This window comes from Pseudoselenomonas ruminis (assembly GCF_008271295.1).
Taxonomy (GTDB): Bacteria; Bacillota; Negativicutes; order Selenomonadales; family Selenomonadaceae; genus Selenomonas_A; species Selenomonas_A ruminis.
Window position 1 is genome coordinate 98,546 of the sequence record NZ_VTOY01000005.1, and the last position, 15,791, is coordinate 114,336.

15 protein-coding genes are annotated in these 15,791 nt (G+C 49.5%); 3 read left to right on the forward strand and 12 right to left on the reverse strand.

What is annotated here, in order from left to right:
• Positions 1-112 precede the first annotated feature (112 nt).
• Both FZ040_RS08075 and FZ040_RS08080 read left to right on the forward strand, forming a co-directional pair.
• Positions 113-916 (forward strand): MetQ/NlpA family ABC transporter substrate-binding protein, encoded by an 804-nt coding sequence (locus FZ040_RS08075; RefSeq protein WP_149171513.1) that lies wholly within the window; start codon positions 113-115, stop codon positions 914-916.
• Between the two features lie 12 nt (positions 917-928).
• Complete coding sequence (locus FZ040_RS08080; RefSeq protein WP_149171514.1) at positions 929-2,101, forward strand: pyridoxal phosphate-dependent aminotransferase; 1,173 nt, start codon at positions 929-931, stop codon at positions 2,099-2,101.
• Between the two features lie 57 nt (positions 2,102-2,158).
• Here FZ040_RS08080 and FZ040_RS08085 read toward each other — a convergent pair whose 3' ends face one another.
• The 8 genes from FZ040_RS08085 to FZ040_RS08120 form a co-directional block, all read right to left on the reverse strand.
• Complete coding sequence (locus FZ040_RS08085) at positions 2,159-3,364, reverse strand: ATP-binding protein (protein ID WP_149171515.1); 1,206 nt, start codon at positions 3,362-3,364, stop codon at positions 2,159-2,161.
• 147 nt (positions 3,365-3,511) lie between these two features.
• Positions 3,512-5,575 (reverse strand): flagellar hook-basal body complex protein, encoded by a 2,064-nt coding sequence (locus FZ040_RS08090; RefSeq protein ID WP_149171516.1) that lies wholly within the window; start codon positions 5,573-5,575, stop codon positions 3,512-3,514.
• 31 nt (positions 5,576-5,606) lie between these two features.
• The gene (locus FZ040_RS08095; RefSeq protein WP_149171517.1) at positions 5,607-5,984 is read right to left on the reverse strand and encodes a TIGR02530 family flagellar biosynthesis protein; all 378 of its coding nucleotides are present in this window, start codon (positions 5,982-5,984) and stop codon (positions 5,607-5,609) included.
• Positions 5,985-6,148: 164 nt separating this feature from the next.
• Entirely contained in the window at positions 6,149-6,754 is a 606-nt protein-coding gene (locus tag FZ040_RS08100; protein WP_149171518.1) for a recombinase family protein, read from the reverse strand.
• Positions 6,755-6,828: 74 nt separating this feature from the next.
• Positions 6,829-7,671 carry a metal ABC transporter permease gene (locus FZ040_RS08105; protein WP_149171519.1) on the reverse strand — a complete coding sequence of 281 codons (843 nt, stop codon included), beginning with the start codon at positions 7,669-7,671 and terminating at the stop codon, positions 6,829-6,831.
• Entirely contained in the window at positions 7,671-8,489 is an 819-nt protein-coding gene (locus FZ040_RS08110; RefSeq protein ID WP_149171520.1) for a metal ABC transporter ATP-binding protein, read from the reverse strand. The genes FZ040_RS08105 and FZ040_RS08110 overlap by 1 nt, the downstream gene beginning before the upstream one ends.
• An 18-nt stretch (positions 8,490-8,507) precedes the next feature.
• Complete coding sequence (locus FZ040_RS08115; RefSeq protein ID WP_149171521.1) at positions 8,508-9,245, reverse strand: ABC transporter permease; 738 nt, start codon at positions 9,243-9,245, stop codon at positions 8,508-8,510.
• Positions 9,245-10,117 (reverse strand): ABC transporter ATP-binding protein, encoded by an 873-nt coding sequence (locus tag FZ040_RS08120; RefSeq protein ID WP_149171522.1) that lies wholly within the window; start codon positions 10,115-10,117, stop codon positions 9,245-9,247. Before FZ040_RS08120 ends, FZ040_RS08115 begins: the two co-directional genes overlap by 1 nt.
• Positions 10,118-10,235: 118 nt before the next feature.
• On the opposite strand from FZ040_RS08120, the gene FZ040_RS08125 reads away from it, so the two are divergent.
• Positions 10,236-10,691 carry a sporulation-specific protein 15 gene (locus FZ040_RS08125; protein ID WP_149171523.1) on the forward strand — a complete coding sequence of 152 codons (456 nt, stop codon included), beginning with the start codon at positions 10,236-10,238 and terminating at the stop codon, positions 10,689-10,691.
• 44 nt (positions 10,692-10,735) lie between these two features.
• On the opposite strand, the gene FZ040_RS08130 is transcribed toward FZ040_RS08125, so the two are convergent.
• The 4 genes from FZ040_RS08130 to xylB all read right to left on the reverse strand — a co-directional run bounded on the left by FZ040_RS08130 (position 10,736) and on the right by xylB (position 15,521).
• Positions 10,736-11,752, reverse strand: coding sequence for a LacI family DNA-binding transcriptional regulator (locus tag FZ040_RS08130; protein WP_149171524.1), 1,017 nt, complete (start codon positions 11,750-11,752; stop codon positions 10,736-10,738).
• A 145-nt stretch (positions 11,753-11,897) separates the two neighbouring features.
• Entirely contained in the window at positions 11,898-12,524 is a 627-nt protein-coding gene (locus tag FZ040_RS08135) for a DUF4867 family protein (protein WP_149171525.1), read from the reverse strand.
• 27 nt (positions 12,525-12,551) lie between these two features.
• Positions 12,552-13,970, reverse strand: a complete 1,419-nt coding sequence (locus FZ040_RS08140; protein WP_149171526.1) for a sugar porter family MFS transporter — start codon at positions 13,968-13,970, stop codon at positions 12,552-12,554.
• Positions 13,971-13,997: 27 nt separating this feature from the next.
• On the reverse strand, positions 13,998-15,521 hold the full coding sequence (gene xylB / locus FZ040_RS08145; RefSeq protein ID WP_149171527.1) for a xylulokinase: 1,524 nt from the start codon (positions 15,519-15,521) through the stop codon (positions 13,998-14,000).
• Between the last annotated feature and the right edge of the window lie 270 nt (positions 15,522-15,791).

Genomic DNA, 15,791 nt, shown 5'->3' on the forward strand with positions numbered 1-15,791 from the left:
TTCTCAGAAATCGACAAAATAAGTTATAACATATAAAAAATATATGTTTATAGTTGACAAAGTTACATCAGCGACTTATCATATAATACAAATATGAATTGGAGGGATAAACATGAATACGAAAAAATTATCATTTCTTGCGATAGGTGCACTCACCATGATGTCATTATTTATCAGCGGCTGCGGCCAGCAGGCGCAAAAAGAAATAAAACTTGGCGCAACGTCCGGTCCACATGCCGAAGTAGCCGAAGCGGTAGCCAAAGAAGCCGCCAATCAGGGGCTCAAGGTCACCGTCGTCGAGTTTTCCGATTACGTTACGCCCGACCAGGCGCTCGCTGACGGCGATATCGACCTGAACAGCTATCAGCACGAACCATTTCTCAAGAACTTTTCCGCTCAGCACAATGCCGAGCTATCCCCCATCGGCACGACGATTCTCATGCGCATGGGCATTTACAGTGACAAAGTCCACAGCACAAAGGACATTCCCGATGGGGCAAAAGTAGCCATCCCCAATGACCCGACCAACGGCGGCCGCGCGCTGATGCTCCTCGCCAAAGCCGGACTCATCACCCTGCCGGAAAACAATTTCAAGGTTACGATTCAGGATATCCAGTCCAACCCCAAGCATCTCCAGTTTGTCGAGCTCGAGGCCGCCCAGCTGCCCCGCAGCCTGCAGGATGTTGATATCGCTGTCATCACCATGAATTACGTCATGAGCGGCGGACTCGATGTCGAAAAGCAGGGCATCTATCTGGAAGATAAATCGGAACCGCTGGCGGTCATGGTACTGGCTGCCCGTACGAAGGACAAAGACAATGCCGACTATCAGAAAATCGCCCAGATTTTCCACTCGGAGGCCGTCAAAAAATTCATCCAGGAACAATATCATGGTACCATCGTACCGGCAGAATAAGGAGCAATCACTATGACAGGACTATCCAAACGCACGGAGACCTTTACGGATTCCGTCATCCGGCGCATGACGCGCGTCTCACTCAAATATCAGGCCGTCAATCTGAGCCAGGGCTTCCCTGACTGGGATCCTCCCGCAAAACTCACCGCACGGCTGGCCGAAATCGCCGCCTACGGCCCGCATCAGTATTCCATCACCTGGGGCGCGCAAAACTTCCGCGAGGCACTGGCCAAGAAGCAAACGCATTTCACAGGGCTTGACATCGACCCCAACACCGAAATCGTCACAACCTGCGGCGGCACCGAAGCCATGATGACCGCTGTCATGAGCGTCACTGACCCCGGCGATAAAGTCATAGTCTTCTCGCCCTTCTACGAAAACTATGGCGCTGATGCAATCCTGTGCAGTGCCGAGCCAATCTATGTATCGCTTACACCGCCAGCCTATACCTTTGATGCCGCGGAACTCGAACGAGCCTTCCAGCAGCACCCCAAAGCCTTGATCCTCTGCAATCCATCCAATCCCTGTGGCAAGGTATTTACGCGCGATGAATTGCAAATTATTGCCGACCTGGCGGAAAAATACGATACCTGGGTCATCACCGATGAAGTCTACGAGCATATCGTCTACGAGCCGTACGAGAATATCTACTTTGCCACGCTGCCGCACATGCGGGAGCGCACGATTTCCTGCGGTTCCCTCTCCAAGACCTATTCCATCACCGGCTGGCGTCTTGGCTACGTCATCGCCCGCCCCGAGGTTATCGAAGTTGCCCGCAAAGTCCACGATTTCCTGACCGTCGGTGCCGCAGCGCCACTGCAAGAAGCGGCCGTCACGGCCCTTAGCTTTGACGACAGCTACTATGACTGGCTGAAACAGCACTATACGAAAAAGCGCGAACTCCTCCTGAATGGCCTGCGCGAAATCGGCCTGCCGCATACCGAGCCGCAAGGTGCCTATTACGTCATGGTCGATATATCCGCTTTCGGTTTCGCCAGCGACGAAGAATTCTGCGAGACGCTGGCCGAAAAAGTCGGCGTCGGCGCCGTCCCAGGTTCAGCCTTCTTCCACGAAGACAACAACGACTACCTGCGCCTGCATTTCGCCAAGAATGACGACACCTTAAACGAAGCATTGACAAGACTTGCTGACATCTACAAGAAAATGCCCGTGCATCGAAAATAACAAAAAGACGACAGTCCAATCGGCTGTCGTCTTTTGCTGTCATACCCCCACCTAACTTCAAGGCGTCCTCGCTGCTAATAACCAATCAATCAGATTATACTGGCGAATCCCGTCATAGTTCGCATTGGCACCAACCACATCGAGCGTCAGCAAGATTTTGGGGTGATTGTCTTTTATTTTTTGCAAGACACGTAATTCGCGTTCCTTAGTCTTCTCATCCAACACACTAGCAGATACTTGGTAATAGGTGACTTCCTCTCCATTTTCAGCGACGAAATCAACTTCATACTCCGCTACCTTGCCAATGTTAACGCGCATATTACGCCGCTTCAATTCCAAGTACACAATATTTTCCAACAAATGACCTAAATCAGCAGTACTTTCTGCCGTCAATATCCGGCGTAATCCTGTATCCGCGATATAGTATTTGCCCAAAGTTTTAAGATACTGCCGCCCCTTGACATCATAACGGTCTACTTTATAAAAAATAAAACTGTCTGTAAGCGCCCGTACAAACCGCTCCACCGTATTGGCTGATATTTTTCGTCCACTAGAAACCAGCGTATCGGCTATTTTCTTTATCGAAACCGGACTGCCAATGTTGCTGGCTAGTGTCCGCACAACACTCTCTAGCATCGTCAAGTCGTTAATCTTTTCTCGCATAGCAACATCTTTGACGAGAATCGTGTTATAAATGCCTTCCAAATAAGTGCGCACCGACTCCTCATTACGATTCAACTGCGTTACATAAGGAAAAGCACCAAAGCGCATATACTCCTGAAAGGCCTCACCACTATTTTTCTGAGCTGTCGCAGAATAATACTCAGCAAAGGATAAGGGCTGCATGGTAATCGTAACATAGCGCCCGGATAAAAGAGTTGCCAGTTCACCAGATAACATAAAAGCATTAGAACCTGTGATATATACGTCCGTATCTGGCTGGATGAATAAACTATCAACGGCTCGCTCAAAATCTTGGCAGTTCTGAACTTCATCCAAAAAAATATATGTTTTTCTTCCCGGCTGTAATTTTTCCTTCACGTAGACATAAAGCTTGCGGTAGTCCAATAATTCTTCATAAGCTAAGTCTTCCAAATTAATCCAGATAATCTGTTCCGACGACACACCTTCTTCTCGCAGTTTATCGATAAAAAGGGAAAATAACGTCGATTTGCCACAGCGCCGAATGCCTTTAATCACCTTAATGACTTGCCTATCCCGCCAACGACATAGTTCCTGTAAGTAATCCTTGCGTTGTATCATCGCAACCACCTCCTTTTTCTATATTATATCAAAAAGTAGTAGATTTCGTATAGTTTTTTCATTTCACTGAGAAAACTATACGAAATCTACTACTTTTTCCTTTTAGCAAAAACAAGCGGCAACCGAATTGATTGCCGCTTGCCTATATTAGCGTTTCATATTAATCATTGTCTCAAGCATTTCATCACTAACCGTGATAATCTTAGAGTTCGACTGGAAACCGCGCTGGGTAACAATCATATCCGAGAACTCACTGGCAATGTCAACGTTAGACATCTCCAGAGCCGACGATGTAATTGTAGAGCCTGTCGAATCATACGATACCTTACCCGAGTTATTCGATTCTTGATAAAGACTATTTCCTGTTTTAGTCAAACCTGCGGCATTATTAAACGTAGCTATTGCTATTTTAGCCTCAGCCTGTTTTACTCCATTAGAATATACTCCCGTTATAACGCCAGTACTGTCAATAGAAACACTCTGCAATGTTCCAGAAGCATTTCCATCCCCTTTATTAGAAATTGTACTTGTGCCTGCATACTGAGTAAGACCGCTTAAATTTAAAGTTACATCTCCATCATCATAAGCTCTATCACCCGAACTCGAAGTCGATAATGATGCAGTGCCTGATACATATCTACCATTACCATCAAAAACTAAATTACTTTTGTTCAAGGAAACCGAGAATGTTGTTCCATCATCTTCTACAGTATTATAGGTGTCACTACCACCAGCTAAACTTAATTCCCAGGTACTCTCCGCACCTGCAGTACGCGTAAACAGAACTGGTACAGAATGAACACCACCATCAGTATCATATAACGTTACCGTTGTGGTTATAGACGAATAGAACGTATCACCACTCGAATAATTTTTCCCCAATAACCCAGACAAAGTCTTACCATCTGATGTTACAATACTTAAAGAATTAACCTCTTTACCGTTATATTTATATGCTGTTCCCTTTCCATTTCGGGTAATTGCTACTATCGAACCATCCGTACCTCTGCCCTTCCGCTCATATGACTGTGCAGAAGATGTAACGCTATACGGTGCTGTCAACGTATCTGTCCTTCCATTAGCACAATTAACTACAGCACCAGTATTAGCCGTTATATCACCAATTGTAAATCCACCAAAAGCTACCGTATCACCATCTCTATATGTAGCATTTTGTGGATTTGGGATACGGACTTTAACCACCGTTCCAGCCGAAGTCCCATAAGTATCATCAAGCTTAAAACTAACTTCCACAGCAGAATTTGGATTTGTAGCTGGGCCTATAGCGGTAACACCATTAGTAATAATTGTTCCCGAAAGAGCTATTGAACCGCCATAAGAATAATTACCATTTGTCAAACCTTTAAGATCCAAAGGGCTAGGACTAACTAAAGTTGACGAAGCCCCCGATTTTACTTGCACATCAACTGTTCCAGAAGAATTTGCAGTAACAGAATCTATATTCTCCGTCCACAATTTGACACCATCCAAAACCTGATTGGTCGTAAAATTAAAGCCTGCAGTATCATCCACTTCAATTACTTCACCGGTATCAGTAGTGAGTGAAATCGTCCCCTTATCTACCTTAGTCGGCGTATACGAGTTTATAGTCTCTTGCGTGCCATCAGCATATTTTATAATCATATTACTAATGTCATAGCCAGTCATATCTCCCTGTAAATTTTTCGTATATGATATTAAAGTGGTTGCTGCAGCATCCATTCCTTTACCTACCTGAATTTGAATATCTCCATCAGGATCCCCAGCGGCATTGCTAATATCACCATTATTAGCTATATACCCCTGGACCTTCATACCACTTCCCGGCATTACCAAGTTCCCATTAGCATCAAACTCAAACGCACCATTACGAGTATAAAAAGTTTCATTTCCTTTTTTTACCACAAATAGCCCATTACCCGAAAGACACAAATCTGTATTCTTTCCTGTTGATTGTACTGCTCCGTCTGTAAACAACATATCAATACTCGATACCCCAGTACCTAAGCCAATTTGTTTAGGATTTGTTCCTCCAAGATTTGCACTAGGAGAACCAGCTCCTGATAAAGTCTGCAGCAACGTATCCGCAAAGGTCACGCGACTGGATTTGAAGCCGGTCGTATTTACATTGGCAATGTTGTTGCCGATTACATCCATTCTCGTCTGATGTCCTTTAAGTCCCGATACACCAGAATATAACGAACGCATCATAATAAATCACTTCTCCTTTATCCCTTGTGCCTTAGAGTATGGCGGCACTGTCTATATTCGTGAAAATGTTTTCTTTGGCACTTTCTTCGTCCACTGCGGTAATGACCGTGCGATTCTTCACGCTGACGACCAGCGCGGTCTGTTTCATCCATATCAACGCATCACGGACACCTTTTTCCGCCATGCGCTCCACCGCATTGTTCAGACGCTCCATATCGCTGTCACTTAATTTCACGCCACGCATCTCGATGCGCTTGGCCGCATGGTGCGAAAATTTGACGCCATGTTCCACCGCTTGCAGTTCGCGGTCAAATGCCGTTTTGTCTGGTCTTGGCGACTTTCCCTGTCTCCTGCCGATTCCTGCCATTCCTTGCTCGGCCTTAGCTGGTACTTTGCTGATTTCTTTCATATCTGCCTCAACCTTCATCTGGATTTTTAAAACCTATACTTTTTGAAATGACAAATTTTTATTTAAGAAAAACAGCATTTTCACCGATAGATATAGTAGATTAATAAAGAAAAAGGCCTATTCAGAAAAGTATACCTTTCTGAATAGGCTCAAGGCGCGAGCGTTTACCGTTCGCGCTTTTTTCGTTGCTGACATTTGTTGTAAAAAGTCGATACAGGCATATTGATTTGTCTTGCGGCCTGATTCATTGACATCCGCCCTTCCCGCCACGCAGCATAGGCCTGCAAAAATCCCGGAGGCAGCGGCTTGCAGGGGCGTCCGAAGCGTACCCCGCGCTTGCGAGCCTCGGCAATGCCTTCGGCCTGCCGCTTGCGAATGTTGCGCCGCTCATTCTCCGCGACAAAGGATAACACCTGCAAAATTACATCACTGACGAAAGTTCCGAGCAGGTCGCGCCCTTTCCGCGTATCCAATAGCGGCATATCCAGAACGACGATGTCTGCTCCTTTGATTTTCGTGATTTGCCGCCACTGTTCCAATACTTCCTTATAATTCCGCCCAAGCCGGTCAATCGAATGGATGCACAAAATGGTTTCCGAATTAATGCGCCGCATGAGTTTTTGATACTGCGGCCGGGAAAAATCTTTCCCCGATAGTTTATCCATATAAATATTTTTCGGCTTTATCCCCATGCGTTTCATTGCCGCCAGCTGACGGTCCAGATTCTGTTCTCTGGTGCTCACCCGCACATATCCTAGTAGTTGCTGCATATAATTCCTCCCAAATAAAAAATCGGGCTGTGCCGGAAGCCGCAGCTGCCAGCATAGCCCGTTATGGGAAAAACTTATCGGATAAACCGTGGTTTGAGGACAATCGTCACAAAGAATACCAGCGATGACAGGACGACAATCGTTGCCCCAGCCGCCATATTGAAGTAGTAGGCCAGAATCAGGCCGCTGACACCGGTAATGAGTGCCAGGCTGACAGATACCACATGGTACTGCTTGACGTTGTTCGTCACGTTGCGCGCCGCCGCCGCTGGCAGCACCAACAAGGCGTTGATAATCAGGATGCCGACCCACTGGATGCTGATGGATACGACAACGGCCAGAATTGCCGCAAACAATCCCTCCACCCAGAACGTCGCAATGCCACGGCTGCGGGCAAACGAGGAATTGATGGACAAGACCAAAAGTTTATTATAGAGGAACGCCCAGCCTGCCAAAACCAGCACAAAGACAACGGCCAGCGCCTGCAAATCCTCTTCCGTGATGCTCAGCACATCGCCAATCAGAAACGACGAAAATTTATTGAAGCCGCCGCCACTTGTCATAATCATAAGGCCGAGCGCAATCGCCGTTGAGGAAAACACTCCGATAATCGTATCGGTCGATGCCGTACTCTTGTTTTTGATATAGGTGATGCAAAGCGCAAACAGGATCGAGAACACGACGAGCGATACGAGCGGCGATACCACGCCGAACAGCACTCCTAACGCAATTCCCGTAAAGGCACCATGTCCGAGCGAATCCGAAAAGAAGGCCATGCGGTTTGAGACCACCATAGTGCTAAGCAGGCCAAACAACGGCGTTACGAGCAGGATGGCGAGCAAGGCATGTTTCATGAACATGTGGCTCGCCCATTCAAAGGGCAGAACCATATCCATGAAGCTGTAAATCATTTCCATTACGCATCCCTCCCGTTCTGTTTCTCTCCGCTATCCATAGCCGATGCCTCACCGCCTGCGAGCATACCGAAGATATGGCGCGTGCGTGCATCGCTGAACACTTCATCGGGGGTGCCGTTTAAGACAACACTCTTATTCATCAAGACGACCTGGTCGGCATGACGCGCGACCATATTGAGGTCATGGGATATCAGGATTATCGCCATATCCTCTTTTTCCCGCAGCTCTGCGAGTATTTCATAAAAGAGTTCCAATCCATTCTGGTCGACCCCCGATACCGGCTCGTCGAGCAGCAATAAATCCGGCATGGGGTCAAGGGCCAGTGCTAAAAGCACCCGCTGGAGTTCGCCGCCCGATAACGCTCCGAGGCGGCGGTCAATCAAATGCTCCGCATGGACACGGGCCAGGCTCTTTTCGACCCGCGGACGCAGGCTCTTATCCGAGCAAAGCCAGACCGGGCGCTTCGACAGGCACGCCATAAAGATATCCATGACGCTCGTCGGCGCACTGACATCAAACCGCAGGTACTGCGGCACATAACCGATGACCGGATGGCCCGTATGCTTGCCTTTGGCATCGACATAGTGAAGTTTTCCCTGATGCGGCACCTCGCCAAGGATTGCCTTCAAAAGCGTACTCTTGCCCGCACCGTTCGGCCCGATTATCGCGGTCAGCTGGCCGCAATGAATATGGATATTGACGTCTTCAAAAATCGTCAGATGGCCAATTTTTACGGCAAAATCCTCGATTCGGGTGCAGCATAATTTCGCGCAGTCCTCACTGGAAGACGCATGATGATGCATAATATTCTTAAACAAATTCGTTACTCCTCTTTCTTAACGGGTCAGCTGGCGGAACGACCGGCTCCCGATGACAAAGCCAAGTACTGCATAAAGGAGCAGTACGAACACCGAGGCCAGCGCAATCTCACTGCCACTGCCAATCCCCCGCAGCAAATAACTCGTATGCGTCAGCGGCAAAAGCTCGATGATACCGCGCAGCACTCCGGGCAATGCCTGTGTGGAAAAAAACGTGCCGCACAAAAACGACATCGGCAGCAGGATATACGTATTGACCTGACTCATTTCCTCATAGGTCCGGATTTTCATCGCGGCGATAAAACCAATTTCGGCAAAGATGATGCAGTTAAGCACCAGCACGAGCAAAAACAGCGGCGTCATAGTAAAATGCGCCCCAAACGCCAAGGCCAGTGCCACAATGATAGCCGAGGATATAAGCCCACGCAATACGGCGGCCAGCACCTTGCCGATGACAAACGCATCGGGCCATATCGGCGCCAATATGTATTCCTCTAAACTCTTATGGTAAATGCGCTCAGCGTGAACCGGCGTGATGCTGTTAAAACTGATGTTCATCGAATTGAGGGCGAGGATGCCCGGCACGAGGAAATCGAGATACGTCCCCGATTCCACCTGAATGCTGCGGCCAAGTCCCCAGCCAAACGCGACCAGATAGAGCATCGGCGCGACCATGCGCGACAGGATGAACTTCGTCATCCGGCGTTTCAGCACAACCCAATCGCGCCAGAATACCGTCCAGATATCGTAAAGCATCAAATGCCCTCCCTTCGCCCGGTGAGTTCGATAAATACGTCCTCAAGATTCGTCGGCCGGATGAGGATGGAACCATCCCCCGCCTGCTGGCCGGCAAAGGCTGCTGCCGCCTGCTTTTCCGCAAAGAACTGGTACTCGCGCCCCGCGCTGCCATCCCACTCCACGGTATAGCGACCGAGCTTTTCGCAAAAGTTCTGCGGGGTATCGAGCGCGACGAGCCTGCCCTTGTTCAGGATAGCCACGCGGTCGCAAAGGTTTTCGGCCTCTTCGATGTAGTGCGTCGTCAAAAAGACCGTAACCCCATCGCGGGCCATCTGCCGGATGAGCTGCCAGATGCGGCGGCGCACCTGGGGATCAAGCGCTACCGTCGGCTCATCCATAAACAGGATGCGCGGCTGATGCAAAAGCGCCCGCGCGATGAGCAGGCGCCGTTTCATACCGCCCGACAAGCGCCGGACGCCATCGTTTACCACATCGGTAAGCTCGACATACGCCAGCAGTTCACGGATGCGCTGCTGCCGCTCCGCCCGTTTCATGTGGTGCAGGCGTGCATGCAGTTCCAAGTTTTCTCCCACCGTCAAATCCTGGTCAAAATTCACATGTTGTGGCACCACGCCAATGATGCTCTTCAGCTCCTGGGCATGCTCCGCCAAGTCCATATCCTTATAACGGATGCGGCCGCCCGTCGGCTGGGTCTGCATCGTCAGCATGCGGATTGTCGTCGTCTTGCCGGCACCATTTGGGCCGAGCAGGCCAAAGATTTCCCCCTCGCCCACTGACAGGGACAAGTTATCCACGGCTGTCTTTTCACTATTTTTCCCCGCCTTTGTCTTATGCGGGAATTTCTTCACGAGATTATCGATTTGAATCATGGGTTTTCTCCCTATATCTATCTACCATAGTTATTGTAGCAAACTCGTCAAGGTCTTGGACTTTCCACCCAAAATCCGCTACAATAGATTCTATCAGAATCGATAAGGAGATGTAAATATGACCGATAAACAAATCGACCTTTCCCCTGCGGAAGCCCAGCGCATGACCCGCAACATCCAGGCTCTGCAAAAACGCCTTCGCGATATGCATGCCATGCGCGATGACATCAATAAAGCCCTCGCCCGCGTGACGGAAGACAATCTCTCGCTGGCCCTTACCCAGAAAAAGAATCTCAAATCCCTCTCGCGCGAATACGATAAACTGAGCCAGGACGTCAAATGCCTTGACCCATTCGATGCGGCTCAGATTCTCGAAGAAGAATACAATTACATTCTGACCATCGGCAACGTCCTCGAAACCACCCGCGAACTCAAAAAAACGGCCAGCCTCAATAATACCGACCGCGATGCCATTCTGGGCGGTCTTATCCAGTTCTACCACGGACTGCGGCAGGAACTCACTTCCGCCCAGACCGCCAGGGAAAACCAGCAGTTAAATGTTACAGCCCAATAAAAACAGCCAGCCATCTTCAAGATGGCTGGCTGTTTTCTTTGACGTCACAGATTCTCCAGCAGGCGGATTTCATTTTTCATGATGTATTCCTGTTTTTCGGGGAGACGTCCATTCACCAGATAGGCAAACGCTAAATCAACGGCTAAATGTCCCTGCCGGTAAGGATGCTGATACAGGGTTGCGCGCACGACACCGAATTTCATCATCTCAACCGTTGTCGGCACACTGTCAAAGGCAATGACCATCGGCCGCTTTTCCTCAGGCAGCTGCATGACCGCCCGGCCGATTCCATAAACGCCAGCCGCCAGGGCACAAATCGCCGTTGTCTCGGGATGAAGGCGCAGGAATTCCTTGGTCCGCTCATAGGCAAAAATCTCATCGTCCTCATGTTCAATCACATCGATGACCTCGAAGTCCTTGACCCGCTTCATGCGATGATAAAATCCCTCCAGCCGCTGTTTATGACCGAGCACCTGCCGGCTTCCCAGGACAAGCCCGATTTTGGCCGAGGTGCCAATCATCGCCTCCAAGAGCGCACAGGCGGTAATCCCGCCATTATAATAGTCACTGCCTACATAGCAGTGGCGTTTTGACCCGTCAACATCGTTGTTCAGATTGACTACAAACACACCGGCATCGACCAGTTCGTCGATCTTCTGAACAATCCGTTTATCGTTGATGGGATTCAAAATCAGCGCATTGACATCCGCCTGGATGGATTCAATCAGGGCCAGCTGATCTTCAGGCAGATAGCCCTTCATGGTATGGATTTCCACCTGCAAGCCATAAATCTTATATTCCTCGGCGGCGGCCTTGATTCCCTCAATCACACGATCAAAGAAAGCATTGCCCTCGGACGAAAGGATGATTCCAATCACAGGGCGGTGTTTGCGGGCGGCCAGCGCTTTGCCAGCCGGATTCGGTTCATAGCCAAGCTGCTTGGCCATTTTGCGGATATTTTCTGCCGTCTCGGCGTTTACGCGTCCACGTCCATTTAAGGCACGGTCAACCGTTCCCCGTGAGACACCGCAAAGCTCGGCGATTTGCTTCATTGTAACCATACGTTTTCTTTCCTGTCAGCTGCTTCTCATAATCTCTTCAGTCGTATTTTAGCAATTTTTTTATCATTCGTAAATAACGAAGGAGCACAAAACTACTGCGAGCCTCCCCAAACGGAAGGCTCGCAGTTTGTCTTATGAAAACACCTCAAAGCGTGAGGTTTTCCCCTTTCAGTCCAATCCAGGCTCCATCCCGATCAAGGCCGCTTTCCTTATGTGCAATCAGCCATTTGTTTTCGGCAAACAACAGGCGGTTTTCGGCCTCAGTGCTGCCCGGTTCCTGAAGTGCCTCATTGGTTCCTTTCGGCAATACGACACCACAGCGGAATTCTTTGCCCTCCTTGCCGCACGGCGCATAGTGAAGCGTCGTCGCATAAAGCTCCACCGCCGTACCAGCCGGAACGAAGAATACCTCCATCTTGCCCGTATCATAGGTATTCGTTTCATAATCAATATCCTGCTGATGACCAAGCATCAGATACAGGTCAGTTGCCGCAATATCAATTTCGGACGAGCGATGGTATTCCACGGCGTTGAGTTTTTCATTCCAGCCACTGCAATGGCCGAATTCAATGTCCTGTTCGCCGTATGTCTTATCCTTCAATTCCTGATACAGTGGCAAATCCTCAAATTCACGCACGGACGGCTCATAGACAACTTCGCCTTCCTTGACGGCCGGGCGCGCTTTGATTGTCTTAACAAAGCCATCGACATCAAGCGGCAGCACGCGGCCATACGAACGGAACGATTTATCGTTAACATTGGTGATTTTCATTTTCTATCCCTCTCTCAATCAGATTTATCAGCAGCCAATATTGCGCAGCTTCTTGCCTTCCATGAGGTTTTTCTCGATGTTTTCGAGCGTAACATTCTTTGTCTCCGGCACATAGGCAAGCGTCAGGACGATAAACAAGCCATTCAGGAAAGCATAGAGCCAGAAGGTATGGGCCGAACCCAGCGTATCGACGAGCGTCAGGAACGTTGCGCCGACGATTGCACAGGTAATCCAGTTCGTCATCGTCGAGCAGGCTACACCAAATTCACGGGATTTAAGCGGCTGGATTTCCGAGCAGAGTACCCAGACAATCGGGCCAGCGCTCATGCCAAAACCGGCAATGCTGACCATCGTCATAATAGCAGCCAGATACGAAATCGATATATCGGCCGTACCAGCTTCGAGCATCGACATGCAGACACCTACCACGGCCATCGACAGGGCCATGACACCGAAGCCAATCTTGAGCGTCGGCTTGCGGCCGTTCTTATCAACCATAAAGATGGCGATGAACGTCGACAAGACAAAGACGATACCATTAATAACCGTACCAATCATCTGGTCTTCCGTCGTGGAGAAACCAGCAAGGCTAAGGATTTTCGGCGAGTAATACATGATGACGTTAAAGCCCGTAAACTGCTGCATTGCCTGTAACAGCACACCCAAAAATACGGCGCGGCGGACATTCTTGTTGGCTTTGAAAAGCCCCCAGCCATCCTGTTTGATTTTCAGTGCATCTTTGATGTCCTTCATTTCTTCGCGGGCGATTTCAACACTGCCATGCAGTGCTTCGAGGACTCCCGAAGCTTCTTCGATGCGGCCCACTGCGGCCAGCCAGCGCGGGCTGTCCGGCAGACGGATGACCGTCAGCAGCAGCAGGACTGCCGGCAGGGCAATGACCATCAGCATCATGCGCCAATTGCCACTGTAGCTGAATGCCGTATCCGAAAGAAACGCAGCGAGAATACCCACAGTAACCATCAGCTGATAGCCGGATATTACCCGTCCACGGGCATTTTTATCCGACATCTCTGCCAAATAAAGCGGTGCCGTATAGGAAGCAATGCCAACCGACAGACCGAGAATCAGGCGAAAGCCAATCAGCATATCAGCACTGACGGCAAAGCCGGAACCGAGCGAACCGATGATGAAGAGCGTTGCGCCAATCATCAGACTCTTTTTACGGCCGATTTTCTTGGCCATGACCGAAGCGACGATGGCGCCGGTAGCTGCGCCAACCATCATCGAGCTGACTACCCATTCCTGTGCGGCACTCGATAGATTCCATTCCTGGCTGATAAACGGCAAAGCGCCAGATATGACGCCCTGGTCGAGACCAAACAACAGGCCAGCCATGCCAGCGGCGAAATAAATAAACATGCGGACATGCGCAGCCGCCCGCTCAGCAGCCTTGTCGGCCATGTTCTTAGGTAACGAAGCATCCATTGATATTCCTCCCTTATAATACTGCCCTTATAATACTGCTAACTCGCTATAACACTCTTTCAGCTGGGTATATAACTTCTTATATAACTGGTGGCCTTTCTCATAGTAGGCATGTGCCGATGGTTCCGGCTGGCACCAGGTATCCTGCTCGATGAACTGGCGGCAGGCCGTCGGAACATCAGGGAATATGCCTGCCCCGACCCCGGCCAGGATAGCCACGCCAAGTGCCGGACCTTCCTGTGCTTTGATGGTTTTGACTTCACAGGCATACATATCTGCCAGCATCTGCCGCCAGATACGGCTCTTGCCACCACCGCCACAGGCCATCATTTCATTGACATCAACCTGCATCTCTTTGAGCACATCAAAGCAGTCGAGCAAGGAATAGCTGACACCTTCCATAACCGAACGCAGCATATCTGCTTTGGTATGGATAGCGGATAGTCCGAAAAATACGCCCCGGCAATCCGGATTCAGATGTGGCGTACGCTCGCCCATCAAATACGGAAGGTAGAAGAGGCGGCGGCTGCCAATCGGCACCTTGGCCACATCCTGATTGATGAGGTCGTACGAGTCAACGCCCTTCAGAACAGCTTCGTCTTTGTATTTTTCGGCCAGATTATCGCGGAACCATTTGAGCGACAGACCAGCAGCCTGGGTGACACCCATAACATGCCAACACCCAGGTACCGCACAGCAAAAGGTATGCACCCGGCCTTTCGGGTCAATGCGCGGCGCGCTTGTATGCGCAAAAACCACCCCGCTGGTGCCGATAGTCGTAAAGGCACGGCCATCTTCCACAATGCCAGTACCGACTGCCGCCGCTGCATTGTCACCGGCGCCGCCGACAACTACCGTAGCCGTTGTAAGTCCCGTGACTTCGGCAAATTCCTTGGAAACATGACCAGTCACTTCCGGCGATTCATATACTTTCGGCAGCAGTGACTCGTCAATCTCGAGTTTCTCCAGAATTTCTTTCGACCAGCAACGGTTCGGAACATCCAAGAGCTGCATACCGCTGGCATCGGAAACCTCCGTGGCATAATCCCCGGTCATGCGGAATCTGACATAATCCTTTGGCAGCAGGATATGACGGCAGGCTTTGTAATTTTCCGCTTCATGATTGCGGACCCAAAGAATTTTCGACGCGGTAAATCCCGTCAACGCCGGATTCGCCGTAATCTCAATCAGCCGTTTTGCCCCTACCCGGCGGGTGATTTCCTCGCACTCTTTGCCCGTGCGCTGGTCGCACCAGATAATTGCCGGACGAATGACTTCGTTGGCTTCATTGAGCATGACCAGACCATGCATCTGTCCCGAAAGACCAATCCCCTTGATTGCCTCAGCCGGTACGCCTGACTCCTGAACCACTTTCTTTACGGTCCGCACTACCGCACTGTACCAATCCAACGGTTCCTGCTCTGCCCAGCCATTCTGTGGCTGATAGAGCGGATACTCCTGTGACGCCGATTGTACCACTTGGCAGTTTTCGTCAAACAGCACTGTCTTGGTAGCTGAAGTACCAATATCAATGCCAATCAGATAGTTCATTGCTTTAGCCCCCCATTTTTTTCTTTCACAGCCCTCTTGCGTGCTCATGCACGCTCGAGCTTGTAATCAATATAACACAAGATAAAACACGCGTCAATACGATTTTGTATTTTTCTAAAAATTTAATAAAGTGCATGAGTAATAAAAAATATGGGCTATAATAGGTACATTTTCAAACCACGCCCTTTATTTTGCGATAAATAAAAATAAAACAATTGACAACAGGATTTTTCAGTGCTATCCTAAGAACCGTGATAAGCGTGCACATGA

What these genes read in the sequence shown, in the direction of transcription:
- FZ040_RS08100 (WP_149171518.1), bottom strand. Translation starts at nt 6,754, where the DNA reads ATGCAGCAACTACTAGGATATGTGCGGGTGAGCACCAGAGAACAGAAT.
- FZ040_RS08115 (WP_149171521.1), bottom strand. Translation starts at nt 9,245, where the DNA reads ATGCTTTACGATATCTGGACGGTATTCTGGCGCGATTGGGTTGTGCTG.
- FZ040_RS08095 (WP_149171517.1), bottom strand. Translation starts at nt 5,984, where the DNA reads ATGAAAGAAATCAGCAAAGTACCAGCTAAGGCCGAGCAAGGAATGGCA.
- FZ040_RS08075 (WP_149171513.1), top strand. Translation starts at nt 113, where the DNA reads ATGAATACGAAAAAATTATCATTTCTTGCGATAGGTGCACTCACCATG.
- FZ040_RS08085 (WP_149171515.1), bottom strand. Translation starts at nt 3,364, where the DNA reads ATGATACAACGCAAGGATTACTTACAGGAACTATGTCGTTGGCGGGAT.
- FZ040_RS08120 (WP_149171522.1), bottom strand. Translation starts at nt 10,117, where the DNA reads ATGATTCAAATCGATAATCTCGTGAAGAAATTCCCGCATAAGACAAAG.
- FZ040_RS08140 (WP_149171526.1), bottom strand. Translation starts at nt 13,970, where the DNA reads ATGGATGCTTCGTTACCTAAGAACATGGCCGACAAGGCTGCTGAGCGG.
- FZ040_RS08090 (WP_149171516.1), bottom strand. Translation starts at nt 5,575, where the DNA reads ATGATGCGTTCGTTATATTCTGGTGTATCGGGACTTAAAGGACATCAG.
- FZ040_RS08080 (WP_149171514.1), top strand. Translation starts at nt 929, where the DNA reads ATGACAGGACTATCCAAACGCACGGAGACCTTTACGGATTCCGTCATC.
- xylB (WP_149171527.1), bottom strand. Translation starts at nt 15,521, where the DNA reads ATGAACTATCTGATTGGCATTGATATTGGTACTTCAGCTACCAAGACA.
- FZ040_RS08125 (WP_149171523.1), top strand. Translation starts at nt 10,236, where the DNA reads ATGACCGATAAACAAATCGACCTTTCCCCTGCGGAAGCCCAGCGCATG.
- FZ040_RS08135 (WP_149171525.1), bottom strand. Translation starts at nt 12,524, where the DNA reads ATGAAAATCACCAATGTTAACGATAAATCGTTCCGTTCGTATGGCCGC.
- FZ040_RS08130 (WP_149171524.1), bottom strand. Translation starts at nt 11,752, where the DNA reads ATGGTTACAATGAAGCAAATCGCCGAGCTTTGCGGTGTCTCACGGGGA.
- FZ040_RS08105 (WP_149171519.1), bottom strand. Translation starts at nt 7,671, where the DNA reads ATGGAAATGATTTACAGCTTCATGGATATGGTTCTGCCCTTTGAATGG.